At 65.8% G+C, this 25540-nt stretch carries 29 protein-coding genes; 15 read left to right on the forward strand and 14 right to left on the reverse strand.

Annotated features, from left to right (window positions below):
• Window positions 1-233: 233 nt before the first annotated feature.
• From QH196_RS11475 to QH196_RS11505, 7 genes are all read left to right on the forward strand, one after another.
• Window positions 234-1127, forward strand: coding sequence for a helix-turn-helix domain-containing protein (locus tag QH196_RS11475; RefSeq protein WP_280415751.1), 894 nt, complete (start codon window positions 234-236; stop codon window positions 1125-1127).
• Complete coding sequence (locus tag QH196_RS11480) at window positions 1124-1321, forward strand: DUF397 domain-containing protein (protein ID WP_280415752.1); 198 nt, start codon at window positions 1124-1126, stop codon at window positions 1319-1321. Before QH196_RS11475 ends, QH196_RS11480 begins: the two co-directional genes overlap by 4 nt.
• A 94-nt stretch (window positions 1322-1415) precedes the next feature.
• A complete protein-coding gene (locus QH196_RS11485; protein WP_280415753.1) occupies window positions 1416-1997 on the forward strand; it encodes a DUF3558 domain-containing protein in 582 nt (193 codons plus the stop codon).
• 67 nt (window positions 1998-2064) lie between these two features.
• The gene (locus tag QH196_RS11490; RefSeq protein ID WP_280415754.1) at window positions 2065-2451 is read left to right on the forward strand and encodes a hypothetical protein; all 387 of its coding nucleotides are present in this window, start codon (window positions 2065-2067) and stop codon (window positions 2449-2451) included.
• Between the two features lie 2 nt (window positions 2452-2453).
• Window positions 2454-3728, forward strand: a complete 1275-nt coding sequence (locus QH196_RS11495; RefSeq protein WP_280415755.1) for a hypothetical protein — start codon at window positions 2454-2456, stop codon at window positions 3726-3728.
• A complete protein-coding gene (locus tag QH196_RS11500; protein WP_280415756.1) occupies window positions 3725-4654 on the forward strand; it encodes an ESX secretion-associated protein EspG in 930 nt (309 codons plus the stop codon). Before QH196_RS11495 ends, QH196_RS11500 begins: the two co-directional genes overlap by 4 nt.
• Before the next feature lie 74 nt (window positions 4655-4728).
• Window positions 4729-5241, forward strand: coding sequence for a GNAT family N-acetyltransferase (locus tag QH196_RS11505; RefSeq protein WP_280415757.1), 513 nt, complete (start codon window positions 4729-4731; stop codon window positions 5239-5241).
• 79 nt (window positions 5242-5320) lie between these two features.
• On the opposite strand, the gene QH196_RS11510 is transcribed toward QH196_RS11505, so the two are convergent.
• The 5 genes from QH196_RS11510 to QH196_RS11530 form a co-directional block, all read right to left on the reverse strand.
• A complete protein-coding gene (locus QH196_RS11510) occupies window positions 5321-6523 on the reverse strand; it encodes a cytochrome P450 (protein WP_280415758.1) in 1203 nt (400 codons plus the stop codon).
• Window positions 6524-6630: 107 nt separating this feature from the next.
• The gene (locus QH196_RS11515) at window positions 6631-7227 is read right to left on the reverse strand and encodes a TetR/AcrR family transcriptional regulator (protein WP_280415759.1); all 597 of its coding nucleotides are present in this window, start codon (window positions 7225-7227) and stop codon (window positions 6631-6633) included.
• 222 nt (window positions 7228-7449) lie between these two features.
• The gene (locus tag QH196_RS11520; protein WP_280415760.1) at window positions 7450-7998 is read right to left on the reverse strand and encodes an NADAR family protein; all 549 of its coding nucleotides are present in this window, start codon (window positions 7996-7998) and stop codon (window positions 7450-7452) included.
• Between the two features lie 248 nt (window positions 7999-8246).
• On the reverse strand, window positions 8247-9077 hold the full coding sequence (locus QH196_RS11525; RefSeq protein ID WP_280415761.1) for an SAM-dependent methyltransferase: 831 nt from the start codon (window positions 9075-9077) through the stop codon (window positions 8247-8249).
• Window positions 9078-9164: 87 nt separating this feature from the next.
• On the reverse strand, window positions 9165-10016 hold the full coding sequence (locus tag QH196_RS11530; protein ID WP_432279472.1) for an NAD(P)-dependent oxidoreductase: 852 nt from the start codon (window positions 10014-10016) through the stop codon (window positions 9165-9167).
• 296 nt (window positions 10017-10312) lie between these two features.
• On the opposite strand from QH196_RS11530, the gene QH196_RS11535 reads away from it, so the two are divergent.
• Together QH196_RS11535 and QH196_RS11540 are read left to right on the forward strand one after the other, a co-directional pair.
• On the forward strand, window positions 10313-10543 hold the full coding sequence (locus QH196_RS11535; RefSeq protein WP_280415763.1) for a ribbon-helix-helix domain-containing protein: 231 nt from the start codon (window positions 10313-10315) through the stop codon (window positions 10541-10543).
• Window positions 10540-10983: a PIN domain-containing protein gene (locus QH196_RS11540; RefSeq protein ID WP_280415764.1), complete on the forward strand. Its 444-nt coding sequence runs from the start codon at window positions 10540-10542 to the stop codon at window positions 10981-10983. The genes QH196_RS11535 and QH196_RS11540 overlap by 4 nt, the downstream gene beginning before the upstream one ends.
• A 198-nt stretch (window positions 10984-11181) precedes the next feature.
• Here the strand turns inward: QH196_RS11540 and QH196_RS11545 are convergent, their stop codons facing one another.
• A complete protein-coding gene (locus QH196_RS11545; protein ID WP_280415765.1) occupies window positions 11182-11730 on the reverse strand; it encodes an Rv3235 family protein in 549 nt (182 codons plus the stop codon).
• Between the two features lie 594 nt (window positions 11731-12324).
• On the opposite strand from QH196_RS11545, the gene QH196_RS11550 reads away from it, so the two are divergent.
• From QH196_RS11550 to QH196_RS11560, 3 genes are all read left to right on the forward strand, one after another.
• Window positions 12325-13029 (forward strand): metal-dependent hydrolase, encoded by a 705-nt coding sequence (locus QH196_RS11550; RefSeq protein WP_280415766.1) that lies wholly within the window; start codon window positions 12325-12327, stop codon window positions 13027-13029.
• A 231-nt stretch (window positions 13030-13260) separates the two neighbouring features.
• Window positions 13261-13974, forward strand: coding sequence for a VIT1/CCC1 transporter family protein (locus QH196_RS11555; RefSeq protein ID WP_280415767.1), 714 nt, complete (start codon window positions 13261-13263; stop codon window positions 13972-13974).
• A gap of 83 nt (window positions 13975-14057) precedes the next feature.
• On the forward strand, window positions 14058-14867 hold the full coding sequence (locus QH196_RS11560) for a hypothetical protein (protein ID WP_280415768.1): 810 nt from the start codon (window positions 14058-14060) through the stop codon (window positions 14865-14867).
• Window positions 14868-14993: 126 nt separating this feature from the next.
• On the opposite strand, the gene QH196_RS11565 is transcribed toward QH196_RS11560, so the two are convergent.
• From QH196_RS11565 to QH196_RS11600, 8 genes are read right to left on the reverse strand one after another with little or no spacing between them, the layout of a single operon-like run.
• Window positions 14994-15950, reverse strand: a complete 957-nt coding sequence (locus QH196_RS11565) for an MlaD family protein (RefSeq protein ID WP_280415769.1) — start codon at window positions 15948-15950, stop codon at window positions 14994-14996.
• A complete protein-coding gene (locus QH196_RS11570) occupies window positions 15947-17035 on the reverse strand; it encodes an MlaD family protein (RefSeq protein WP_280415770.1) in 1089 nt (362 codons plus the stop codon). Before QH196_RS11570 ends, QH196_RS11565 begins: the two co-directional genes overlap by 4 nt.
• Entirely contained in the window at window positions 17032-18132 is a 1101-nt protein-coding gene (locus tag QH196_RS11575) for an MlaD family protein (protein ID WP_280415771.1), read from the reverse strand. The genes QH196_RS11570 and QH196_RS11575 overlap by 4 nt, the downstream gene beginning before the upstream one ends.
• On the reverse strand, window positions 18132-19202 hold the full coding sequence (locus QH196_RS11580; protein WP_280415772.1) for an MCE family protein: 1071 nt from the start codon (window positions 19200-19202) through the stop codon (window positions 18132-18134). Before QH196_RS11580 ends, QH196_RS11575 begins: the two co-directional genes overlap by 1 nt.
• Window positions 19190-20194 carry an MlaD family protein gene (locus QH196_RS11585; RefSeq protein ID WP_280415773.1) on the reverse strand — a complete coding sequence of 335 codons (1005 nt, stop codon included), beginning with the start codon at window positions 20192-20194 and terminating at the stop codon, window positions 19190-19192. The genes QH196_RS11580 and QH196_RS11585 overlap by 13 nt, the downstream gene beginning before the upstream one ends.
• Complete coding sequence (locus QH196_RS11590; RefSeq protein ID WP_280415774.1) at window positions 20191-21195, reverse strand: MlaD family protein; 1005 nt, start codon at window positions 21193-21195, stop codon at window positions 20191-20193. Before QH196_RS11590 ends, QH196_RS11585 begins: the two co-directional genes overlap by 4 nt.
• 6 nt (window positions 21196-21201) lie before the next feature.
• Window positions 21202-22068, reverse strand: coding sequence for an MlaE family ABC transporter permease (locus tag QH196_RS11595; RefSeq protein ID WP_280415775.1), 867 nt, complete (start codon window positions 22066-22068; stop codon window positions 21202-21204).
• A complete protein-coding gene (locus QH196_RS11600) occupies window positions 22068-22964 on the reverse strand; it encodes an ABC transporter permease (RefSeq protein ID WP_280415776.1) in 897 nt (298 codons plus the stop codon). Before QH196_RS11600 ends, QH196_RS11595 begins: the two co-directional genes overlap by 1 nt.
• 364 nt (window positions 22965-23328) lie before the next feature.
• Between QH196_RS11600 and QH196_RS11605 the strand changes: the two genes are divergently transcribed.
• The 3 genes from QH196_RS11605 to QH196_RS11615 all read left to right on the forward strand — a co-directional run bounded on the left by QH196_RS11605 (window position 23329) and on the right by QH196_RS11615 (window position 25535).
• Window positions 23329-23994 (forward strand): phosphate signaling complex PhoU family protein, encoded by a 666-nt coding sequence (locus QH196_RS11605; RefSeq protein ID WP_280415777.1) that lies wholly within the window; start codon window positions 23329-23331, stop codon window positions 23992-23994.
• A 495-nt stretch (window positions 23995-24489) separates the two neighbouring features.
• The gene (locus tag QH196_RS11610) at window positions 24490-25275 is read left to right on the forward strand and encodes an HNH endonuclease family protein (RefSeq protein WP_280415778.1); all 786 of its coding nucleotides are present in this window, start codon (window positions 24490-24492) and stop codon (window positions 25273-25275) included.
• A gap of 35 nt (window positions 25276-25310) precedes the next feature.
• On the forward strand, window positions 25311-25535 hold the full coding sequence (locus tag QH196_RS11615) for a hypothetical protein (RefSeq protein ID WP_280415779.1): 225 nt from the start codon (window positions 25311-25313) through the stop codon (window positions 25533-25535).
• Window positions 25536-25540 lie beyond the last annotated feature (5 nt).

A 25540-nucleotide genomic window follows, 5' to 3' on the forward strand; every position in this document is an offset into this window, starting at 1 on the left:
GAACATCCGGCATGGAAGGGAAGTTCTGAGTTTTCGACATAATTCCTGGTCGCATGGGTTTCGCGAGACGGCTCGACTGTGGTTAGGTCGCGAGTACGCCGCGCTGAACGACACAGCGGGACAGTCGAATTCATGTCGGCGGAATGCCCTGGACCCGGACCGTTCCGCTCGTCGAATTCGTCCGAATCGGACCGCGTGCTGGGCTTTCCGAACCGGCCGAGGGAAGGGGAGTTATGGCACGCGACGACCAGCACGGGTCCACCCTGCCACGCCGGCAATTGGGCCGGGCACTCCGCGAAGCACGACAGGGGGCGGGATTCACCCTGGAACAGGCCGCGGGGGAAATGGAGATGAGCAAGACATCGGTGATCCGGATAGAGAAGGGGCACAACGAGAAGGTCAAGCTGCGGGACGTGGAGGGGTTCGGGCGGTTGTACGAACTCACCGAGGACCAGATAACCGAGTTGAAGGCCCTTGCCCAGCAGGCGGCTACGAAATCATGGTGGGTGAGCTCGCGCCATCGGATCAAAGCGGGTTTCGAGACCTACCTCGAACTGGAGCCGGCCGCATCGAAACTGCACATCTATCAGTCTTCGATCGTCCCCGGTCTGCTCCAGACATTGGAGTATGCGAGGGGAATTGTGCTGCCCTTCTTTCCGGACGACACTCCAGAAAATGTCGAACAGCGATTGGCACTGCGAATGCGTAGAGCTGCGATTCTGACCAGACAGCACCACCCCGTGCACGCGGAGTTCCTGATACACGAAAGCGCCCTTCATATCCGTGTCGGTTCGGCCGCCACCATGGCCAGGCAAATGCGGTATATCGCGGATATGAGCACTCGCCCGAACATCTCCGTGCGAGTACTGCCGTTTACCGCAGGTTTCCCGGGCACATGGGCACCAGTTCACCCGTTCATCATCCTCGACTTCCCCACCAATAGCCGAGAGTTCCACGACGAACCTCCCGTAGTACATACCGAAACAACGATGGGCACCATGTTTTTCGAGAGCAGCGACGATGTGAACATCTATCGCGGGATCCACGAGACCCTGCGGGAGGCCACACTGGAGGAACACCAATCGAGAGATCTGCTCAGGCAGTTGGCAAGGAGATACGAACGATGACTTCCGGCACAGCCCCGATCCGATGGTTCAAATCCTCCTACAGCGACTCGACCGGAGAATGCGTAGAGGTGGCCTGGCTGGATGACGCGACCATCGGGGTCCGCGATTCGAAGAACTCCACGGGCCCCGCGCTTGCCTTCGCGCCGAACGAGTGGGCCGCTTTCACCACGAGCCTGCGACGCCGACCCAGCTGAGGTCGAAAACCACCCGAGACCACACCGGCTGATCAACGGCCTGTAAGGTGAGTCCGGGTTCGTGTGGTTGGCTCACACGCCGGTCAGGAGGGGCATGCGCACCGCGGGGAAAAAGTACGCAACGGTGACGGGGAGCGCCATGGTCGCAATGGCGGCGGTCGGATTGGTGGCCGGCTGCGGGGACACGGTCGGCGAGGAACCGGGAGCGGGCGACTCGAGCACCACTGCCACAGAACAGAACGTCGAGTGGAATCCGTGCACGGAACTGCCGGATGAGGCATTGCGGGCAACGGGCGCGGACCCGTCGAGCAAGGACACCGACGTCGATGCCCCCGGCGACAAGGCAGCGTTCCGCATCTGCTCATGGGACGCGAATGACGGCCCCTATTACGTCAGCGTCGGTTCGAGCACTTTCTCCCAAGACCGCTGGTCCGAGAACACAGCCGTCACGGGGATCAGCCCGGTAGACATCAACGGTAGGTCTGGGCTCACGTTCTATCCCAGTACCGGTGAGAGCCCGGTGCGACTGTGCTACGTCAGCCTCCCTACGGAACACGGCCTCGCCTTCGTGTCGGTCAGCTGGCGATACAGCCAGCGCGACTCGCTGCCCGAGTCACCGCCGTGCGGGGTGGCAGTGCAGCACGCAACAACGCTCGAACCGTTTCTCCCGAAGTGAATTCCGATGAGCGCCTTTTCCAGTTCCACCCAGTGCTGTCCGGGGAAATCGGATCAGGTCGGCAGCCATGCCTGACCAGGACGCCCCACCAGCGACGCTACAGCAGTGGCAGAACCTGAAAACTCAGGCCGAGAACGGCGAACTACGCATGGAGGAAGGCATCGCAACCCAGTTGGCGGGTCGGTGTAACACCTTCGTAGATCGCTTGGACGAGATGTTGCGTACCGCAGAGCACCTTGGCACATTGAGCGGATTCGGCACCCTTCGAACCGCAGAAGCGCTACGAGACAAGCTAGCTCGCAAAGGCGTCGGCGATCCGGACTCCGCCGCGAACCGGCTGAAGGCCGCAATCGACATCGTCTCCCTGATGAAGGAAACGTTCGAACTGGCCGGACGGCGGATCGAAGAGACCGATCAGTCCACCTCCAGTGCGCTGGGTAATGCGGGAGCTTGATCATGGCTTGGTACAGGTCCGATGAAGCGGAAAGAAACAAAGCGACCGACGAACAGGTCATCAAAGACCAGGACACCAAATGGGGGCAGGATCGCGCCGCCTTCAGTGGTGAATGGTCGAGTTTGGTCGGCGAATGGGGCGGTGAGTTCGCGGGTCCAGCCATCCTCGAGAAGGACGGTTTTTCCGCCATGACGCATCAGCAGATCTGGGATGCGCTCCAAGATGTCAATTCCGCACTGATCAACGACAAGGCGACGGCCTGGCGTAATTTGGCGACCGAAGCCCGCGAAGCCAACAAGGAGTTTCTCGACGGCGTGAATGCCGATATCGACGCGGGTTGGAACGGGCAGTCCGGTACTGCCGCCGTCAACGGCGTACGGGAGTTCAGCACCTCGTTCACCTCGCTGGCCGCGAGTTTCCAGATGGTCGCGCACGGTCTCGACCTGATCGAGGGCCATCTCGCCCAGGCCAAGGCTTCGGTGAGCAAACCGGATGACAATACTTGGGAAGACAACGTCACCAATTTTCTGCTTCCCGACGATATTTTCAAAACTCCGCAGTACCGCGCCGACGAAGCCCAGGAGACCGCGCGTCATGTGATGCTCACGTACTACGAGCCCGGTGCCACCGATGTCGATACCAAGACCCCCGTGCTTCCCGAGCCGGTGAAGCCCGTGGACGACGGCAGCAAACCCCAGGGCACCGACTTCCCGCAGGGCAACAACACCACCAACGGGAACAACAACAACGGCACTGATACCGGTACGAACACCGGGGTCCCCGGGCAGCAGCAGCCGACGGGTGAGGGTCCGCAGTCCACAGAACCGCAGTCCACAGAACCGCAGTCGACCGAACCGCAGAGCACCACACCACAATCGACGACGCCTCAGTCGACAACTCCGACGACTCCGACGACTCCCTCCCTGACAACCGGATCGCCCACGACCCCCGGCACTCCCGGACTTCCGGCAGGGACGCCGTCCTGGATGCCGTCGGGCACTCCGCAGACCACCGCACCTCACATCCCCGGCCAGACGGTGCCCGGTGGCAACCCGAACAAACCAGCCGGCGCGCCTGCCGGGACCACCCCCACCAATACCGGCAACCGGGCCGGGCGCACGGGAATGCCCGGCATGATGTCGCCGGGTGCTGCGCGCGGGAACCGTGAGGACGACGACGAACACGAAATCCCCGACTACCTGATCTACGACCGAGGAAGCGAACTGCTCGGCACCCAGCCGCCGGCGCTGCCCCCGGGCGGGGTGATCGGCGGGTGAACGACCTGCACTGGCGCCTCGACGGGGAGATGTTCAACCAGGCGGTGCGACGCTTCGATCGCGACCGATTGCCGTACCCGATCCGGGTGCTACCGCTCGGACCCACCGAAACACCACCCACTGCTGAGGAATACGAGCGTGTCCGGCTCGCGGCCTCGCAGCAACTCGCCGCGATATCGGACGAGAACCTGCACCGAGCGTTGCGGATTTTGCTGGAACCGCAGGTCCGGGTCGAAGTGCACGGAGCCTACGACCGAGGTTTCGAACGGGTGGTGCGGATACATGCCGGTATCACCGGGCGTTCCGCGACCCTCGCCGTCCAGGCACCTGGTGCGACGAAGGAGTACGGCGGCGATATCCACGTACAAGCCTGCGAGCCACACGAATTGGCGACCAGGGTCGTTGCCTGCCTGCCACGATGCGCACCGGGACGTTTCGCGACCGTCCGCGGCACCCGGTCCGATATCGGACAGATCGAGTACTCCCGGCACCCGAGCCGGATTTCACGGATCGAACAGATCAATCAGGTCCTGCGCCGGCCGCGGTCGGGCGTGGGCGAAATCGGTATCTTCGCCGGCCCCGCCATCGATTCCCGTCCCACTGGCAACCCACACGGTTTCCACTGGATGGACCTGCTCCCACAGGACGGGCGCTACCTGCTGATCAAGCACAGCAGCGAGGAGTTCACCCTCGCCCCCGGTTCACCGGACGAAATCACCCGGCGCCTCCACCACGCCATCGGCACCGTCCGCCGAGCAGCATCCCAGCGGGTAGCTTCCCCGCAGCAGTTCGTCCCCCGCGAAACTCCACAGCCCCGGCGCGAGCTTCCTGCACAAACCCCCGCACGGCGAGTGCTCTCCCAGGAAGAGATCGACGCCGACGACGCCTACTTCCAGGAACGCAACCAGCGCGGCTGGCTCGCCTGATCTTCCGCCGTCGCCGCAGCCGCGCCCCGGCAGCGTTCAGGGCCGTGCGATCATCGAGCCGAAAGGAGCTGGCCATGCCGAATACGCGCCGGGCGCAACTGTCGGACCACCACACGATCGTCGAATGTGTGCAGCGGTGGTGGGGCGACTCACGCACGCCTGAACAAGCCCGCGAACTCTCCCTGCTACTGCCCAAACTGTTCCTGCAGTTCTTCTCCCACACCAGCCTTGTGCGGGAGAACGACGACACCGGGATCACCGCGTTCCTCGTCGGCTTCTACGCCGCCGACAACCAGGACGAGGCATATATCCACTTCGTCGGAGTCGACCCGCGGTTACGCGGGCAGGGCGTCGCCCGCACCTTGTACGAGGAATTCTTCCGGCGCGCCGCCGAGGCCGGTCGCCGGGAAGTGCGTGCGATCACCGCGCCCACGAACACCGGGTCCATCGCATTCCACCGCGCCATGGGCTTCGAGCTGGAGAAAGGTGATCTGGAGATCGAGGGCCTACCGGTTCACCGCAACTATGACGGACCCGGACAAGACCGTGTGTGTTTCCATCGAAAGCTCACCTTCGCCTCAGCGTGATCCCGTGAACGAGACGGGCCGGGTGTTTGCTCCTGTCCGGCGCCGGGCACGCTGGTGCCCGACGCCGGCAACAACTCGCTCACCAGGCAACGAGTAGCTTCTCCGGGCCGCGCACCAGCAGTCCCGATTTCCACGGGACCTCGTCCACCGGCACCGCGAGATGCAACCCCGGGAACCGTTCCAGCAGTGCCTCCATCGCGACCTGGAGTTCGATCCGCGCCAGCTGCGCGCCGAGGCAGTGATGCGCCCCGTATCCGAACGCGATATGCGGGTTGCGCTGCCGGGTGAGATCGAGGGTTTCGGGATCCTCGAATACGGCTTCGTCCCGGTTGGCGGACTGGGTGTGCACGAACACCGCCTCCCCCGCCCGCACCGTGACCCCGCTGAGCACCACATCTTCGGTCGCCACCCGCGGCTGCCCGCCGCCGGCGCCGAGCTGGGTGTGCCGCAGCAGTTCCTCGATCGCGCCCGGGATCAGCTCGGGGTCGGCGCGCAGCTGATCCCAGTATTCGCACTGGGTGAGCAGGACATAGGTGAAGTTGGCGATCTGGTTGGCGGTGGTCTCGTGGCCGGCGATGAGGATCCCGACTCCCAGGTTGACCAGCTCCTTTTCGCTCAGCCGGTCCTCGTTGTCGCGGGCCGCGACCAGGGCGCCGAGCAGATCGTCGGTCGGGTGTTCGCGGCGCTGGGCGACCTGTTCGGCGAGGTAGCCCTCGAGCGAGCCGCGGGCGGCTTCGATCTGCTCGCGGGTGTAGGCGGTGGTGGACAGGATCGCGTCGGAGAAGTCCCGGAAACGGTGCTGTTCCCGGGCCGGGACGCCGAGCATTTCGCAGATCACGGTAACCGGCAGCGGCAGGGCCAGCCCCTGCACCAGGTCGGCGGGGGAACCGGCGCGTTCCATCTCGCCGAGTTTCTCGTCGACGATCTGCCGGGTGCGCGGGCGCAGTTCCGCGACCCGGCGGCCGGTGAATGCCTTGGCGACCAGTTTGCGCAGCCGGCTGTGTTCGGGCGGATCCAGGCTCAGCAGCGAATCGGCTTGTGCGGGAGCGGGGGTGGCGCGCGGAACGTCTTCCCGGCCGACGGTGGCCGCGCGGCTGAATCGCGGATCGCCGAGCACCGTGCGCACGTCGTCGTAGCGGGTGACCAGCCAGCCCTGGCCGCCGTAGGGCAACTCGACTCGACTGACCGGCTCCTCGCGGCGCAGTTTCGCGTAGAGCGGGTCCATATCGAGACGTGTCGGTGCACCGAAGGGGTAGTGGCGCACCTCGGTGTTCACGGTCATGCGATCTCCCTTCCGCGGCGCCCGGGGACGGGCACCCAGCATGTAAGCGGTTGCTTACTTAGCCAGGGTAAGGGTGTGCGGGATCACGCGTCAACGACGCGATCCCCTCACTCCGGCGGGAATCCCGGATCGTTGCGCTCCAGCAGTACACCCGCCGCACGCAGCACATATTCCGCAATCTCCGCGGGATCGGCACCGGCCAGCGGCTCCCGGCGCAGCACCGAACGCACCATCCCGATACCGAGCAACCAGGCCAGCAGCAGGTCGGCACGTAACTCCGCACCCTCCCCCTCGGTCAGCGACGACAACGCCCGGATGTACTCCTCCCCCAACTCCCGGCGAATCACCGACGCACCCGCCTCGTGCCCACTCGACCGCAACGCCGCCTGCAACCAATTCCCGTGCGCGGCCGCTTCACTCGGCTCCAGCGATTTCTCCAGCAACCTGGACAGCAATGTCTCCACCGGCCCGGATTCGAGCATCGACCGGCCCCGATCGGTCATGGTCGCCCGGAACAGTTCGTCCTTGTTCCCGAAATACCGGAACAGCAACGCCTGATTCACTCCCGCACGGGTCGCGATATCCCGCACCGTCGCCCGCTCGTATCCTCGCTCGGCGAACAATTCCTGCGCCGCCCCCAGAATCGCGGCCCGGGTAGCCGCGGAATCCCGCCTCCGGCCACCCGCCTCGTTTCCGCCGCCCATCTGTCCTCCGATCCACCGACACCAGGACAAGCAGCGTAAACACATTCCGGATCGGGACAAAGCAGGCAGCCCAGGCTATGGACTCCCCAGCAATCCCCGAATTGAGCTCGGCACACCATGCCCGAACTTCTCGGCCGCCCCGTGGACCGACGAGCCCACCGCCCGGCCCCACCGCGCGCCCAGGGCTGATGTGCGCCGGGGCCCGAGCGCGAACGGCGGCCGTCAGCCGCGCAACACCGACCGGGCTTCCATCAGCGCGAACCCGAGCAGGTTCAGCCCCTTCCACTCGGCCGGGCTTTCGATTCGGGGATCGTCGGCGGTCAGCCCTACTCCCCAGATCCGGTCCACCGGGCTGGCCTCCACCAGGACCCGATCCCCGGTATCCAGCAGGAACCGCTTCAGCTCGGGGTGCTGACCGAATTTCGCCGAATTGCCGCTCACCACGATGCCGTCCCGGTGTTCCACCCACGTATCCTCGGCGAACCCCTGAATACTGCGCCCCAGTTTTTTGGCCGCCCCCGGATGTGGCGCGGCCACAATCTTTTCCGCAATACCGTAATCGTCGAAGAGCAACGCCTTCCGCCACATCATGTAATGCTCGGCTGTAGCGAAATCCACGCCGTCGACCGTGAACCGCACCGGCCACCATTGGCTCAGGCAACTCGCGCCGACCCTCCCGTCGGGACGCGGCTGGTGGCCCCAGAAGGGCAGGTACTTGACCCGCTCACGGTCGGAAGCGGCGATCAATTCGCCGACACTACGCGCATGCATTCGTCCGAGTCTGCCCCGGACACTTCGGAAAGGCACCACATTTTCGGTGCCCAACCGAACTATTCGCAGTCATTCCGGCAGACGGCCGATATCACCGGCGGCGGCGAACAGACCTGAACCACCGATGTGACCCGAGCGGTCAGCGCCAGTGCCGGTCTCCGACCGCCGCGGGCTCGCCGCCTCCATCGGCGAAAACGATCTGGCCGGTGACGAAACAATTGCCGGCACCGGCCAGCCGGCAGATCAGCTCACGGTTTGCGAGCCAACCCGGCCGAAATGAGCTGATCCCAGACGGTCAGTTCCCGTTCCGCCGTCCCGATACTGCTCATCGGCGAATCGGATTCGTCCGCAGTGTCCGGCCGCCACAGCACCGCGGGCACGATTCCGGGTTCGAGCACTTGCAGCCCACCGAACAATTGCCGGATTTCATCATCGGTGCGCCACCGTCCACGCCCGAACGTCGACTGCAGTTTCTGTTCCGCAGCCTCGGTCTCGGCATTACCGCCGGAGCGGAAATGCGAAATGAACACCTGACTCCCGGACGGAATCTGATCGCACCAGTATGAAACGACACCGTGCGGGTCTTCGTCGTCGTTCAAGTGGTGCAGGATCGCACTGAAAACCATCGCCACCGGCTGGTCGAAATCGATGAGCCGGCGCACCTCTTCGCTGTTGCGGATCCGCTCCGGGTCGCGCACATCGGCCTGGACCACGGTGGTGCTGTCGTCGGTGGCCAGCAGCGATCGGCCGTGTGCCAGCACGATGGGATCGTTGTCGATGTAGACGACCTTCGCCCCATCGGTGTATCGCGCCGCGACCTGGTGCACGTTGTCCGCGGTCGGCAGACCACTGCCCAGGTCGATGAACTGTTTCACCCCACTCCGGGCCATATCGCGCACCCCCCGCACCAGCGCCTGCCTGTTCCCGAAGGCGATGGCCACCGATCCGGGCAGGTCGACCTTGAAATGGTCACCGACCTTCTGATCGACCGGATAATTGTCCTTCCCCCCGAGCAGATAGTCATACACCCGCGCGATGCTCGGTGTATTCGGATCCACCACGCCCGCACTGTCGTTCATCACGCTCTCCCGTCGACGGAGCCTCCCGTGCGCTCATGGTAGGCAGCCGGGCAATCCTTTGTCCCCGCAACCACTGTGGTCCGCGCTCTACCGGCCGGCCCGGAAATTTGCCAGGAGTTCGATCAACGCGGTGATGCTCTGCTCGCTCCTGCCTTCGGCAACCGCTCGGCGCAACAGTTCGTGCATCGGGGCGTGCCAGGACATATCGACGCCGAGGTCTGCGCTGAGCTGCTCGTCGTAGGGGATAGCGTCGTGGAACACGGCGATCGAGGAACCGAGCCGGGTGTAGTCCCGGTCGTCGATCTCGCCGGCCATGATCGGAAGAAGTGACTCGATCATCTGCAACCATTTGACGGAGTAGGGCACCATTGTCTGCGCCGCGATGCCACGCGCCGCCAGTAACGCCGCGCCTTCGAAGAATCCGAGCAGCGCGGGAAGGAGAGTCGCGCCGACGGCCGACTCGTACAGGGCGGCCAGATCCGGGTCGTCGCCCAGATGGACGAGGTCGCCACCCAGCGCCCGCAATGTTGCCTCGTGGGTGTCGAATACCGCTCGTTCACCGCCGAAATACAGCAATGTGTACGGCTTTCCGACGGCCGAGGGCACATTCTTGATCGCTCCGCCGAGGAAGCTCGCCCCGGAGCCTTTCACCCACGCCGCGAATTCCCGTGCCTCGGCGGGGGTGCCGCTGTTGAGGGTGATCAAGGTCCGTCCGGCCAACTGGTGCTCGGCGCCCGTCAAACTTTCGCGTGCAGACCGGAAGCTGCTGGTGCAACTGATGACGACCGCGCTTGCGGTGAGAGCATCGGCGACGTCGATCTTATGTTCGGCGCCGGCGGCCACCAGCGACCCCGCCCGGTGGGGCGTGCGGTTCCATACGGTGGTCGGGTGCCCGGCCGCCAGCAAGGCACCGGCGAGCGCCCGCCCCATCGATCCCATACCGAGCACAGTCACCGGAACCTGCCGAACGGCCGGGGTGGTATCAGTGCGCGCTGTTCGCGGGGATTCCGCAGTCTCGTTCACAGGGACCGAGTCTCGGCTCGCGCAGCAGCACCGACAAGTACAGACTTTTCTGTGCGATACCCCACCTCGCGGTAAGCGAACTGCTCACAAAGGTCCACCCGACTGACCGGATGAACCACATCACACCCGGAGATCACCGCCGTTCGGCGTTCACGAGCGCTGCGGAGCGCACTCGCGATACAAGCGATGCCCTACGTAGTACCCTATATTTCATGAAGACCAAGACCAGTGTTTATCTGGAGACGGAGCAAGCCACCCGACTCAAGGCCGCTGCGGAAGAGTCCGGGCGCTCGGAGGCCGACCTGATCCGGGAGGGGATCGACCTTGTCTTGCTCCGGTCGCGTACCGTCCGGCGAACCCGGCCTTGGCCGAGCTTCGATTCCGGAGACCCCGATTTTGCCGCCGACAGCGAGTCCGCGCTCGGCGAAGCATACGAGCGGTGAGCTTCTTCATCGCCGACACCTCGGCGATCATCGCGGCCTACGATCGCGCCGCCGAACTACACGGGCGCGCTCGCGACCTGCTGGCCACCTCGGTCGCGGTCATATCCCCGCTGGTACTCGACGAGATCGACCATTTGCTGATCGCCCGCTTCGGCAAGGATCGCAGAATCGCGGATGTCGTCCTGGACGATATTTTGACCTCGGCAGAAGAAGGCTCGGTACTCCTCCCCGCGGTGGACCGATCCGATATCCGCGTCGCGCAGCAGGTCATCGGACAGCATCGGGGGCTTCGCCTCGACCTGGCGGATGCGGTCAATGTGGTACTTGCCGAGCGCTACCTCACCAATGACATCCTGACGCTCGACGAGAAAGACTTCCGCGCCGTCCGGCCGCTCACTCCGGGCCATCGCGCGTTCCGGTTGTTGCTCCAGGACGGGTGACCTTCCGAGGAGCAACTGGACCTGGACGAACCCCTCCTCGGGCTCGGCAATCATCGTGAATACGCGGGTCCAGCCGCCGTTTCGCGCGGCGTCCGCGAGGTGATCACAATGGGCGACCGCGCTCTCGTAGAACAATTCTCGGCCCTGAGGCCCTGCCAGGTCGAGTCCACCCGGGCGGGGTCACGCCCGGAGGACGGATCAGGTCAGGCGTAGGGCGGTCAGCTTCCAGCCGGTTGCCGTGTGTTCGACGCGGCCGGCGAGGGCGAGCCGGCGGGGGCCGCGCTGGTACATGGCTATCAGTTCGAATGCGTGGTCGTCGGCTGGGAACAAGCGGAACTTGGTGAGCACTGCCGCGCCCAGTGTCCGGCTGGGGGCGTGGTCGCCCGCTACCAGGGCACCGACCGTGTGGACCAGCGCGGGAACGCACAGGGAGTTCAGCTGCGCTACTGGGCGGCGGCGGTCCAGGACCTCCAGCAGGATGCGTATGGCCCTGCCGGCGAATTCCCTGGCCTCGCTCGGTTCGGTGCGGTCGTCGGCGGTATGCGCGGCGCGGTGTGCGCGGCGGATTCCCGCCGGTGCGCTGCGGTTGGCGCGCAGGGATTTGCGGTCTATACGGGGACGGCAACCAGCGGGGGTTTCCGCGGGTGCGCAAGTAGATGCCGGTGTCGTAGAGAGTGCACCGGGGGATTCGCTCGGCGCCGGTTTCGTCCCGCAGCCCCTCTTGTTCCTCCGTATCCCGACCTGCACCGTCGGCGGCCCCGGTGCCGACGGCTGAGTCCCGGGCGAGAACGTTCTCCCCGATGGGGTTTCGGCCGAGGACGCTCCGGGCGACAGCCTTCCAGCGGACGACGCTCCGAGCGAGAGCGTTCCAGCCGACGGCGCTCCGGGCGACTGCGCTCCGCCCGACGGCGCTCCGGACGACAACGTTCCAGCCGACGACGATACCGGCGACTGCGCTCCGGCCGACGGCACTCCGGGCGTTATCGACGGCGGAGGCACGGCAGGCGGCTCTATCCCACAGGGCCGCGCAGGCAGTAACCCTCCGCACGGTTCCGTTGACGGTTCGAAATCGGGCACCCGATACAGAATCGGCCGGCCATCACGCATTCGACACCCCCCTGGCGAGAACGGAACGCTCCACCGGCGCTCCGGTCGCGCCAGCATTGCATCGATGGATACCGAGGTACAGAGGCATCCAGCGGCTTTTCACCGAAACCACCGTCGCCGCGGCGTGTCTCGTGACCGCGGGCTTCCGGCGCGTCGTGCGCCGGCCGGGGTTGTCGGGATCGATTGCTAACTTTGATCGCTACGTCCGATCGCACCTTGATACCGGGAGATGTTTTGCTCGGCCATTCCCATGCCACCAGCGGCGCATTGGCATTCGCCACCGCCGCTACCGTCGTACCCGTCCCGGTGATGGAATTCGTGCGCGGCCCTGTAGATGTCAGCGCACTCGAATTGATCCTGGGTGCGCTGATCACGGCGGGTGCGGCCTTGCTGCCCGATATCGATCACCCCGGCGGAACGATCGGGGATTCGCTGGGCCCGTTGAGTAATGCGGTGGCGAAGGGCGTCGCGACTGTTTCCGGTGGGCACCGCAAGGGCACGCACGGATTGCTGTTCGTCCTGCTGGCAGGCTGGGCGACCTGGGCGGGCGTGCACTATCTGGGCAGATACTTCACACTCGGCGTCATCTTCGTCATGCTCGCCTTCGGTATCCGGGCCCTGCATCTGACACCGCGAGGTGACTCCTTCCGCGCCTGGGGCCTGTGCGTGCTGCTGGCCGGCGGCGGCACAGTTTTGATGGACCGCTGGCTCCCCGACTCCCCGTATTGGCTCCCGTTCGCCGTCGGCCTCGGCGCCCTCATCCATATCGTCGGCGATTGCCTCACCGACCGCGGCTGCCCCCTGCTGTGGCCGTTGAAGCCGCGCCTGGCCGTCCCGATCATCTCCCGCACCGGGAACAAGGTGGAGACCTGGGTCCTCACCCCGGCGATGGGCCTGGTCACGATCGCCCTGTTCTACCTCTACGCAGTTCCGCAGTAGCCCGGAGCAGCGCACACAGCCCGATCAGGATTGCCCTCGTGCATGGACACAGCACCGCCGCCCTGGAGCGGCGATTCGCCGGGCGCTCCTGACCGCGGATATCCGTCGGTACGAGGCGGAGTACGGCGGTTTCACCGCTGAAGAGTTGAGCGCGGTGCAAGCCGAACTCGTGGGCGCTCCGCCCGCCGGGAAGGATGTCCTCAGCTGACACTTTTGTCATAGCCTTCAGGTATGACCGAGGCAGCGGAGGAGTGGTATCTCCCGCAGACGGGGTTCGCGGCCAAGCTCAATTGGCTGCGAGCCGGGGTACTGGGCGCCAACGACGGAATCGTATCGACCGCGGGTTTGGTAGTGGGTGTCGCGGCGGCCGCATCCAGTACCAGCACAATTCTCACCGCCGGGATCGCGGGGATCAGCGCGGGCGCTATTTCCATGGCTGTCGGTGAGTACGTATCGGTGAGCACCCAGCGGGACGCGGAAACGGCGCTGCTCGCACAGGAGCGCCGGGAACTGAAGGAGGACCCCGAGGACGAGCTGGCCGAGCTCACCGCGATCTATCACGCGAAGGGCCTGTCCGCCGAGACCGCCCGGCAGGTCGCCGAGGAACTGACGGCCTACGACGCGTTCGCCGCCCACGCGGAGGCCGAGCTCGGCCTGAATCCCGACGAGCTGACCAATCCGTGGCATGCCGCCTTCTCGTCGGCGGTGGCCTTCACCCTGGGTGCGCTGCTGCCGCTGCTGGCGATCCTGCTGCCGCCTACCGCGGCGCGAATCCCGGTCACCATGGTCGCGGTGCTGCTCGCGCTGGCGTTGACGGGTTCGATCAGCGCCTGGCTGGGCGGCAGCAACCGGGTGCGGGCGGTGGCCCGTGTAGTGCTCGGCGGGGCACTGGCCATGGCGGTCACCTACGGTATCGGACAGCTGGCGGATGTGGCCGGTATTTGATGCGCCTGCGAGATCCGTTGCCCCGGTGTGGGTTTATTTGAAGTGAACCAGCGACAATTCGCTTATTTTGCTGTACTTGGCGGGTGAGTTCTCTATTCGCCGTACTGCCGGCGGCCGCGCTCGATTCGGCCGAGCAGGCTTACGAGCGGTATCTGTCCCTGGTAGAAGCACCCGAGCCCAGTCCACCGGAGCGGGCGGTGGGTGTGGTGTGCACCCTTATCCACCGCTCCGGGACCGGTTTGCGGGTCCACCGCCGCCCCGACGCCCGCGGCGCCCTGCTCGAAGCCACCGTCCGCGACCGGTTCGATTGCCTGCGCGCCCTACTGGCGCTCACCGCCGACCGTGACCTGGCCGTTCTGGACGTCGCGACACGGCGCCTCTACAACCCGCGCGGCGCCACCCGGATCCAGGTCACCACGGGCAATATCACCCTCCCCTATCTCACCGAGAGCATTCTCGACGAGATCCTGGAAACACCGCCGGACCCGCGCGATCCCGCCCTCCAAGTGACCCGCGCCCCGATGTGCCATATCCGGGCCCGCCGCCTGCCCGATGAGATCTTCGAACTCGAGCACCGCGATCTCGATGCGTTCTTCCGGCTCTACACCGATAATGCGCCGCTGGTGCGCAAGACGATCTGGGCGTGGGCCATCCGCGATCCGTGGTGGCAGCAGGCCATTGCCTGGCAACCTGTCGATTCTCCCGTCGCCCCGCGTGGAAGGCCGGCACCGCAGGACGATATCGACGCGGTACTGGCCGAGTTACGGCAGATGGCCGACGAACCACCCCCGGAACTCGGTGCCCTCGAACTGCTGTCCACTCTCGGCGATCTGGACAGCCGGACCCAGGCCATCCTCGACCGGCCCGAGCCGGAACCCCGGGAAAACCGGTGAACCGCCGGCGCAGCGGCCCGACAGGCAGCGCGATATCAAGCCGCCAGAACAACAAGTTCCGCGACGGGGCATGAGGCCGTGCGCTTTCGATGATCTCGCCGCGCACCACCGCGGACCGCGGCGAAACTACTTCAGTCCGACGCGGACCTGCACGGAGTCCTCGTCGGTACTCGCCAGCGCCTGCTCGATCAAGGTACTGATGTTCACCTGCGGCGCAGTATTGCCCAAGCTCTCCGTGAGCGGAGCCAAACCGGGTTGCAGGGCGGCGAGTTCGGGGCCGATTTCGTCGAGGACGGTGCGCAGGCGTTCCAGTAACGGGACAACCCCGCCATCCGCCAGGTACTTCTCCGGCGACCCCTCGGCTCCGGTGACCCTACCGACCGATTCCACGAAATCGTCCAGTACTTCGGCGAACCGGGTGAATTCGGTGGCCGCCGCCGACGTGGCGGGCCCCGCCCATTCGGCGTCGGCGGCGGCGGTTTCGAAGTTGTCGAGCAGTTCGGCTATCCGCGGTTCGCGGGACATGATCGCCGCGGCCAGCAGGTCGGCAGCGCGGGTGAGTTCGGGGAGTACCGCGTCGGTGCCGTGCAGGGCTTCGCTCATGGTGCGCACCAGGGAGTCCATGGTGGCGGGGTCGAGCTGGTTCATGGTCCGGGTCACCATGCGGGCGGCCTCGGGGATGGACAGCGGGCTGTGGATATCTTCCGATTCCAGCCGCTGCCCGTCGGATATATAAGGTCCCGCACCGGTTTTCGGCGCGAACTGCACGTAGGGTTCGCCGAGCGCGGACAGATGCTCGATGGTGACGACACTGTCGGCGGGTAACCGGTGCGAATCCTGCACCCGGAAACCGACTTCCACACCGTCGGCGATGCGGTCGACCGAGGTCACGCGACCGACTTCGATACCGGTGAGCAGAACCGGTGAGCCGACGCCGAGACCACCGGAATCCTCGAGTACCAGGGAGGCGTTCAGGTAGTCGCGGAACGGATCGGCGCGCACCACACCGAAGGTCAGATAGCTCGCGCCGAGCACCGTGATGGCCGCGATACCGCCCAGCGAGGCCAGTGGACCCAGTTTCATCGCACGGCTCCGATCATGCGCAGGGTTTCGATGATCCGGTTCACCTGGTCGTCGGTGGACAGGCCCGGCGTGCGGACGGCACTGATATCCACCTTCGGGCCGTTCTCCACGAACGGGATGATCTTGTCCCGGAGCAGCGCGACCAGCATGTTCAGATTCGAGGGTTGCCGCAGATCCAGCGGTCCCCCGGTGGCCAGCGGGACGAATGCCGCCGCGGCCGCGCCCCCGGACTGCGCCAGCGGCGCCAGCCAGCTCAACGACTGCCCCACCGGCCCCAGGCCGCCGAAGATTTCGGTCACCTCGGCGATGGACGCCGTCGCGTCGTTCATCTGCTGCACCGATTCGGGACGCAGAATATTGTCCAGCTCGTCCTGGATCCCGTGCATGACCTCCGCGTTCTCGGCCACACCGTTGAGCAGGAGATCCACCTGGTCCAGATGTGCGGCCAGATCCACCGCGTCCGTGGCCAGCACCTGCGCGATCTGCTGGGTTTTCGCCGGATCCTGTGGCAGTACCGAATTGAGCCGGTTGACGATGTCCTGCAGATCCCCGACCGCTCCGCTGTTGACGAAGAAGGCGATGGCCGCCATCGTGTCCTCGAGCTGGACCGGGGGTTTGGTGCGGTCGCGGGTGATGGTGTCACCGGGGTGCAGCAGGGTGTCGTAGCCGTCGGGCGGAGTGGTCAGCGCGACGTGGATATCGCCGAGCACGGTGTTCTGCCGCAGCTCCGCGATGGTGGTGGCCGGTAGCTCGACCTCGTCGTCGACCTCGATATCCACCACCACATAGCCGGTGGTGGCGGCGTCGCCGGGCACTACTTCGACTTTTTCGACGTTGCCGATCTCCGCGCCGTTGGCGATGACCTTCGCCCGCGCGGGCAGGTTCAAGACATTGGCGAATTCGATCCGCAGCGGATAACTCCCGCCGGTGACGGTGGCACCGGGGACCGGGATATCGGAGGGATCGAATGCGCATCCGGAGACGGCCAGGGTCGCGGCGACCCCGCAGGCCGCCAACCCACGCCGCAACCGGGTGCGGTCGAACGTGATCCGCTTCGTCGTATCGACGGATAGTCGCCGTGTCATCGCGCACCCGCCGATCCCAGTACCAGCCGCACCAGATCCAGATCCACCATGCCGTTCGCCGCACCGGCGCAACGACCGGGTGCGAGCGCGTTCACCGCGGCACACACCTGTTCCGCATGCGCCTGCGGTATCGCGACCCGCGGCGGTGCGTAGGTGAGACCGGGCGCGCCGGTCGCCGGATCGGTGACGGTGCGCAGCGCCGAGGTCAGCACCGGTGTGGTGGCGACGATTTCGCTGAGCGAACTCACATTGGCGCGCAGTAGTTTCACCAGCGGCACCAGGTTGTCCAGGCCGGACATCAGCGGATCCGCCAGGATCACCGAGAGATCGTTGAGCATCGGCAGGATTTCGCGCAGCCCGTCGAACAGTTCGATCCCCGGTGTGAGCAGCTCGGCATGCGACATCTCGAGTGTCGGCCCCAACCGGGTGAGCATCAGTTTCAGATCCCCCCAGTGTTCGGCGACCTTGTTCGACACCGAGGCGTAGGCATCGAAAATACCGGCCAGATGGGCGATATCGGCGTCCGGGGACTCCATGACCCGGCCCAGCTGGTTGATCAGCTCGTTGATCTGCGGGCCGGTGCCGGCCGAGGCCGAATCCAGTGCGTCCAGGCCGCCCGCCAGCGCGTTCGGCCGATCCTCGGTGCCGCCGATCTGATCGGACAGCTCGGCCAGCGCGGTCACCGTCTGGGTGAGACTCTTCGGCGTCAGGGTGTTGGTGAGGCACTGCCCCGGATCGTGTTCGTCGGCGGTGTTCGCACCCGGCAGCACCGCCAGCTCCCGGTCGGCGACCACGGTGTCGGACACGGTCGTGGCACCGGCACCGGCGTACACGGGATGGTCGGCGTCGACCTCGAAATCGACCCGCACCTTCGCGCCCGCCGGGGCGATCCGGGTCACCGAACCGACCGTGATACCCCGCATCGACACCTGATTGCCCTGATAGAGGCCGATACTGTCGGGCATTATCGCGCAGTAGGCGCGGGTCTGCTTGAACGGTTCGAACGCGATCACATAACCCGCGGACACCAGCAGCACCAGAACCACCGCTCCCGCGATCGACATCAGAGCCGGTGAGGCGAGCATCCGTTTCAGCATCAGCACACCTTCCCGGGAAGCGGGACGCAGACGACGGCACCGGGATCGAGGCCGGGCGCGGTCACCGTGGTCCCCGACTGATCGACCTGCACACCACCCTCGGGCCCGACCAGTTCGCGCAGCTTCGCGCTGAGACTCTGCGCCGAGACGATCATCGGTTCCAGCTGGTCGCCGTACTCCTGCAGCCGCGGCAGGGCGTCGGCCAGCTGCTGCACCTTCGGCTTCAATGTCTGATCCCAGCTCGGGGCCAGCGCCGTGACCCGCTGTACCACCGAGCTGAGCAGGCCCAACGCCTCACGCAGTTCGGCGCGTTTGTCCAGCAGCACCGTCTCCATCAGATTGACGTTGTCCATCAACCGGCCCAGATCCGTTTTCGCGCCGTCGTACATGGTCACGTATTCGTCGGCGGTCGCGATGGCGTTCGACACCTGGGTGCGCTGACGTTCGATGGCATCGAGATAGCTGCCGACGGTATCCAGCACACTGCGCAGTGTTTCGGGTGCGCCCTCGATGGAGGTGTCGAGCGCCGACAGGTTGTTGCGCAGCGTGTCACCGTCGGTTTCCCGCAGTGGCGCCGTCGCGTCCTGGAAGGTTTCCATCAGGCTGTAGGGCAGGCGGACGCGGTCGGCGGGAATCGGGTTGTCGCCCAACGGCTTGTCTCCCGCCGGGAACAGCGCGACATAGTGACCGCCGACCAGCGTGAGCATGCGGATATCCAGCGAACTCCGGTCACCGACGAAAACATCGCGATCCACGGTGAACCGCATCAGCACCCGATCCGGTTCCAGTTCGAGGGATTCCACCTCCCCCACCGGGACCCCGGCCAACCGGATATCGTCACCGGCCTTCACCGACTGTGCCTCGCTGAGTTCGGCGGTGTAAGTCTTCTTGCCCAGCGGGATCACATACAACGCGCCGACCGCCACACCCAGCACTACCACCGCGCAGAGTCCGGCGATCCCCAACCGAAGTTGCTTACGCAGTTTCGTGGGTTCGTCGGTGATCGGCTGGTCCCGGTCGAACCAGCGGCCCGGAGCCGACTTCAACCGGGCGAAGTTCATCCGTTGCATATCGCCACCTGCTGCCCGCCGATCAGAACCCGCACCGGCGCCGGCACCTCGGCTTCACCCTTACTGCAATCCGGCCGGAAACCGGACGGGGTCCGGGGGAACGCGGTATCCACCGCGGCCAGCAACCCTGGCATCCGGCCGAATGTATCGAGAGCCTGTTGCGGATCCGGGAACAGGTTGCGGATCATCGCATCGATATCGGGGCCCATCTCCGGGCTCAGCCCCACCGCGGCCAGCAGGCGATCCACCGGTTCCAGCACCGACGGCGCGCTCATCGCGAAATCCGCGAGCCCGCCGACATTGCGCTGCAGCGCCTCGAAGATATCGGTGAGCCGGGCCAGCAGCGGCACCAGGTGGTACAGCCGGCCGCCCACCCGTTCGGCCAGCTCGGACATATTGCGCACCAGGGTCCCGATGAGATGCTGGCGGTCTTCGACGTATTCGCTGAGCGTGCCGATGGCGTCGAGCGCCGGGCCGATACCCCCGCCGTCGCCCTCGATCACCGCGAGCATGCTCTCGGTGAACTGGTTGAGGGCCTCCGGCGACAGGGTTTTCAGGACCGGTTGCAGGCCGTTGAACAGGCTGGTCACATCGAACGACGGAATGGTCTGCTGCGGCCCGATATCCGTACCGTCGGCGAGCCGGACCCCCGGGTTCGGCTGCTGCTGCAGATCGATATAGCGCTGGCCGGTGAGATTCTGGTAGCGGATGGCCAGGATGCTGTTGTCGTAGACGGGAGTGTCGGTGGTGACGGTGAGCCGGACCTTCGCCCGGTCGCCGTCTAGGGTGACGGCCTCGACCTTGCCGACCTGCACACCGAACATCCGCACATCGTCACCGGTTTTCAAACCGTTGGCGTCGGTGAACAGTGCGTGATGGGTGTCGGTTTCGCCGTCCACCGGCCGTTTGATGGCACCGATCACCAGGGCCAGCACCAGCGCCATCACACCGGCGAACAGGGCCAGCCGCCAGGCGGCGCGCCGCGCGGTCATCGCTGCCCTCCCCCGGCTCCGTCCACTTCGACCTCGAGGTCGAGCACCGGCCCGTCGGGCCCGTCCTTGAACGCGACCCCCAGCCGGGTGAGCAGCGTACGCAGATCGGCGGCCGACTGCTGCGGGTCCGGCACGGCCAGGGCCAGCAGGTTCAGGGTGGGCGCGAGCATATCGGTGTATCCGGACAGTTGGCTCGCGCTGTTCATCGTGCCGGTCAGGGCGGGCAGGATATCGCCGGTCAGCGCCTTCACCCCGGCATCGAAATCGGGCCGGTTCGTCCGCAGCACATCGATATCCACGATCTGATCCAGTACCTCGATGGTGGCGCCGGCGAACTGCCCGCCACCCTGGAACGCCGGACCCAACTGCCCCACCAGTTCGTTCGCCGGCATCGACTGGTGTTCGGCGATCACCCGCCCGGCCGTGATCAGCGCCTCGGCCAGCGGGGTGAACGCCTTGACGTCCGCGGCGGCCTGGGAGATGACACGTGCCATATCGGCGGTGAACACGGTGCCGCTGGTCTGCGACATGCTGCGCAGCAGCGCGCCCATGGTGGCGTCGTACACATCGGCGGCGCGGCGGCCCGTCAGATCCACCACCGCACCGGCACGCAGCGGCCTACCACCGGCGCCGGGCCGCAGTTCGATTTCGCTGATACCGAAGAGGTTGGCGGGCGCGTAGTCCACCACCATGCTGTCGTCGATCCCGTGCAACCGGTTCTCGTCGAGGGAAAGACTGATCTGCTGGGTGCCGCGACCCGCCGGCGCGATATCGGTGACCTCCCCGACCTGCACGCCGTCCACCCGCACCAGCGTTCCGGCGACCACACCGTCGCCGATCTGCTCGGTGCGCAACGCGACCCGCAGCCCGTCGTCCGCGGTGATCGACCGGTAGCCGTAGCCCGCCAGCGTGACGACCACGACCACCGCGACGACCAGTACGCCGACCCGCCGCGCACTGCGCGGACCGGCGGCGACCCCGGGCATTCCGTACTTCGGCATCTGTCCCTATCCCGTGAAGCTGATCGCCGAGTTGAATCCCCACAGCACGATCGTCAGGACCATGTCGAGGGCGATGATGGCGACGAAACTGGCACGTACCGCCCGGCCCGAGGCGATACCGACACCTTCGGGTCCGCCGGTGGCGAAGAATCCGTAATAGCTGTGCACGCAGATCACCACGATGCCGAATACCGCGACCTTCACCGTGGCCGCGATGATGTCGAATCCCGCGATGAACTGGAAGAAATAGTGGTCGTAGACGCCGGCGGACTGGCCGTGCACCAGGGTGATCAGGCCCCGGCAGGCGAAGTAGGAGCCGATCAGCGCGATCAGGAAGGTCGGCACGATGGCGATGGCGCCGGCGATCACCCGGGTGGTCACCACGAACGGCACCGACCGCAGGCCCAGCGCCTCGATGGCGTCGATCTCCTCGGAGATCCGCATGGACCCGATTTCCGCGGTGATCCGGCAGCCGGCCTGCGCGGCGAAACCCACCGCGGCCGCGATCGGCGCCAGCTCCCGCGTGGTCGCGAAGGCGGATACGATCCCGGTGACCGGCCCCATCCCGAGCATGTCCAGGGTGGCGAAGGATTCGACGCCGATCGACGCGCCGATCACGATTCCGAGCACGATCATCATGGGGACAGTTCCGCCGCCGACGATGACCGAACCGCGCCCCCACGTCATATTCGTGATGATCCGCAGCGTTTCGCCGCGGTAGCGGCGCAGGGCCAGCGGAATCGACGACAGCACCTGCCAGCAGAACACGACGGCGAATCCCAGCGAATCCACCGCGCCCAGGATCCGGCTGCCACGGCGGAAGTAGCGCGCGAGGAATCCGAGCCCTTTCGGGGCGTACGAGGTCGCCGCCATCACGCCAGCCTGGTGGGCAGGAACATGGCGGTCACCTGGGTCATGACCAGGTTGACGATGACGATCGCGACGATCGAGAGCACCACCGCGGCGTTCACGGCGTCGGCGACCCCGCGTGGGCCGCCTTTGGCTTCCAGCCCGCGCTGGCAGGCGATGATCACCACGAGAAAGCCGAAGATCACCGCCTTGAGCAGTGACACCCAGACATCGGCGGCGGTGGTGAACGACCCGAACGCGGCCCAGTACGAGCCGGGCGTGACCCCCTGCCCACCGATCGCCACGAGATAGCCGGCGACGATGCCGACGAAGATCACCAGAATGTTCAGCAGCGGCGCGACCAGCAGCATCGCCACCATGCGCGGGATCACCAGCCGGTGCACGGGGCTGATCCCCATGGTGTTCAGGGCGTCGATCTCCTCGCGGATGGTGCGGGCACCGAGGTCGGCCGCGATCGCCGCGGCCCCGGCACCGCCGAGCAGGAAGCCCGTGGCCAGGGGCGCGCCCTGTTTGATCACCCCGAGGCCGCCGGTGGCACCGATCAGCGAATCGGCGCCGAGATTGTGGATCAGATTGCCGACCTGGACCGAAACGATCACGCCGAACGGGACCGCCATCAGGATGGCCGGGAACGCGGTGACCGTCACCAGCCGCCATGCCTGTACCAGCATTTCCTGCCATTGGAAGCGGGCGCGGGCCAGATCCGAGACGGCGCCGCCGACCGATTCCCGGGCCATTCCGACGCCTCGGCCGAAGGTCCGTACCGAGGACACGATGGTGCCCGAGAAATTCTTGCCGACGATTTCCCGTGCGGTTTCGGTGCGGCGGGTGGGTTGGGGCCCGGTGGAGCCGGAAGGCCGGTCCGTATCGATCGCCGCGGTATGGCTCTCGGGAGTCATCGCCGAGATCCGTATACCGCCACGGGGGCACGCAAGGTTGCGAAGTTCATGCGTTCAATCTCTCCGGTCCGGCATCGATGCCAATGGAGAGCAAGCTAATCGTTACGGGAGGTGACAAACAAATTTGCGGCAGTGTGACAGTGACCACGGAAAATTGCCGCTCGTTATCGCCAGCGATCGATTGTGTGTTGCGCCACCGGGCGCGAAGAAGTAAATGAGAACAGGTTCTACCGAAATTTACACCCTGCAAACTCAGGCGATCACACACGCCGGCGATTCGCCATGCAGCCGCATCCGCGCAACCTCGGGTACCGATCGCGCGGAACATTCGACCGAGACGCACACAATGGGCGACAATTCCCCCGTGCGAACTCAGTTCACCAACGAGCTCGTCGCGTTGACCGCGGATCTGACACAGATGTGCCGTATCACCCACGAGGCGGCCGGACGGATGACCGACGCCCTCGTCGGGGCCGATCTCACCGCGACCTACGAAGTCTTCGCCCTCGACGAACGACTACAGACCATGCACGGCGCCTGCGAAGCCCGCACCGTCGTCCTGCTGGCACTCCAGGCGCCGGTCGCGCGCGATCTACGCCATGTTGTCACCGCCATCCAGATCGCCGGTGAACTGTCCCGGATCGGCCGGCTGTTCAGCGGCGTCGCCGATCAGGTGTACCTGAGCCATCCCGAACCGGTCGCCGCCGAATCGGTTCTCGAGCCACTCGGCGCCATGGCCGAACTCGCCGTCGCGGCCACCGAACGGGCCGAACGCGCGGTGACCAGCGGCCGGTACAGCGCCGTCGACGAGGACGCGCCGGCGGCCATGCGGGCACTGAACCAGAAGCTGCACACCGCACTTTCGGACACCGGAGATACCACCGATACCGCCATCGCACTCGCGCTGGTCGGGCACCGGCTCGCGGGCAGTCTGGAACACACCGACCGGATAGCGCGATTGATCCATTTCCTCGATACCGGTATTCCGCCGACCGCCCAGATCGTCCCCGACGACGAAGCAGCGAGCTGAACCGAGCCTCAACCCACCCCCGGTTGTCTCCCAAACTTGGGAATTCCCTATGCTTTTCACGAACCGTCGGCCGGTACTCACCAGCCTTCGGTGAATTGTTCACCACACCACAAAACCGCCGGAAACCTTCCGGCCCACAGACGTCACGACGAGCACATCCGGTGCACCGGCGGCCACGGGACTCCCCCTCATCAAGCCCCGCGGGCGTCGGCGCGGTACCCGGTCCGGACAACCGGGCCGCGAATCGCACCGGGACGCAAGCCCTCGTTCGTGGCAGGCCCACCTCCGAGTCGGCGCCGGCACGGCGACTCGGAGGTGGCGCCGTGGACACTATGCCGAATCTCACACCGGAGATTAGCTTCGGGTTAGCTGGACGAGGCGGTAGCTTGACGCTCGGCACATCCCGGCACCTCGGCAAGGAATTTCGTTGAAGCCCACAACATATGAGCAATCGGGCGTTTCGCCCATCGGCGCCCGATTCGCGGAGGTGGCGCGGTGAATTCGCTGCTGTCCGCACTCCCCGCCCCGGTACGCAAATTCGCGGCCGTCGCGGTACCGATCCTCATCGTGATCGTTCTGGCCGGCGGCTACTTCCTCGAAGGACGCAGCAGCACAACCGATCCGGCCGCAGACGCCGCGGACGCCCCGAGCGCCGCGGCCGCCGACGTACAGTCCGCCCTGGACCGCCTCCCGGTCAAGACCGAAGTCGCCATGACCGGCTACAGCCGGGAAAAGTTCCCGCACTGGGACGACAACGCCCCCGAACACGGTTTCGGCCCCGAATTCGCCCAGTACAGCAAATGCACCACCCGCGAGGTGATGATGCTGCGCGACGCCTCCGGCGAGGTCACCCTGGACCCGAAGACCTGCGATCTGACAATCGGCAAGGGCGGCGGCTGGCAGGACACCTACGGCGTCATGGACGCCGAAACCGGGAAACTGAAGCCGTACAAGTTCATCACCGAATCGTCCGGTGTCGACGCCGAACATATCGTCCCGCTCGCCGAAGCCTGGCGCTCCGGCGCCAAGAGCCTCGATACCGACACCCGGCGCCGCATCGCCAACGACGCACAGAACCTCATCGCCTCCGATCCCTCCGCGAACCGATCCAAAGGCGATCAGGACCCGGCCGACTATCTGCCGCCGGGAAGTTTCCGGTGCGGATATATCTCCCAGTACGTGCAGGTCAAGCTAAAGTACGGACTGAGCGTCGATAAGGACGAGCAGACCGCGCTGCGGACCGCCGTGGACGACTGCATAAAACGAGGTGAGTTCAAATAGCCGAAGTCATCGAGTTGCCGAACAAGACATCGGTCATGACCCGCGAAGCCGGGACGATATCCGGTGCCCTCGATATCACCCTCGACCCCGACGGTTACGGTCTGGTCCGCTACCGGGAAACCGAAGAGTGGTACACGATCGGCAATCTCGATGACACCACCCCGCGCACCTGGAAATCCTGCGCCGAACTGGCGGACGCGATCGCACAGGTGACCGGAACCCGCGACGCCGCGGGCAACACGATCCCCTTCGAGTGCTGAAGTGG

Source organism: Nocardia carnea, assembly GCF_029868325.1.
In the GTDB taxonomy this organism is placed as follows: domain Bacteria; phylum Actinomycetota; class Actinomycetes; order Mycobacteriales; family Mycobacteriaceae; genus Nocardia; species Nocardia carnea_C.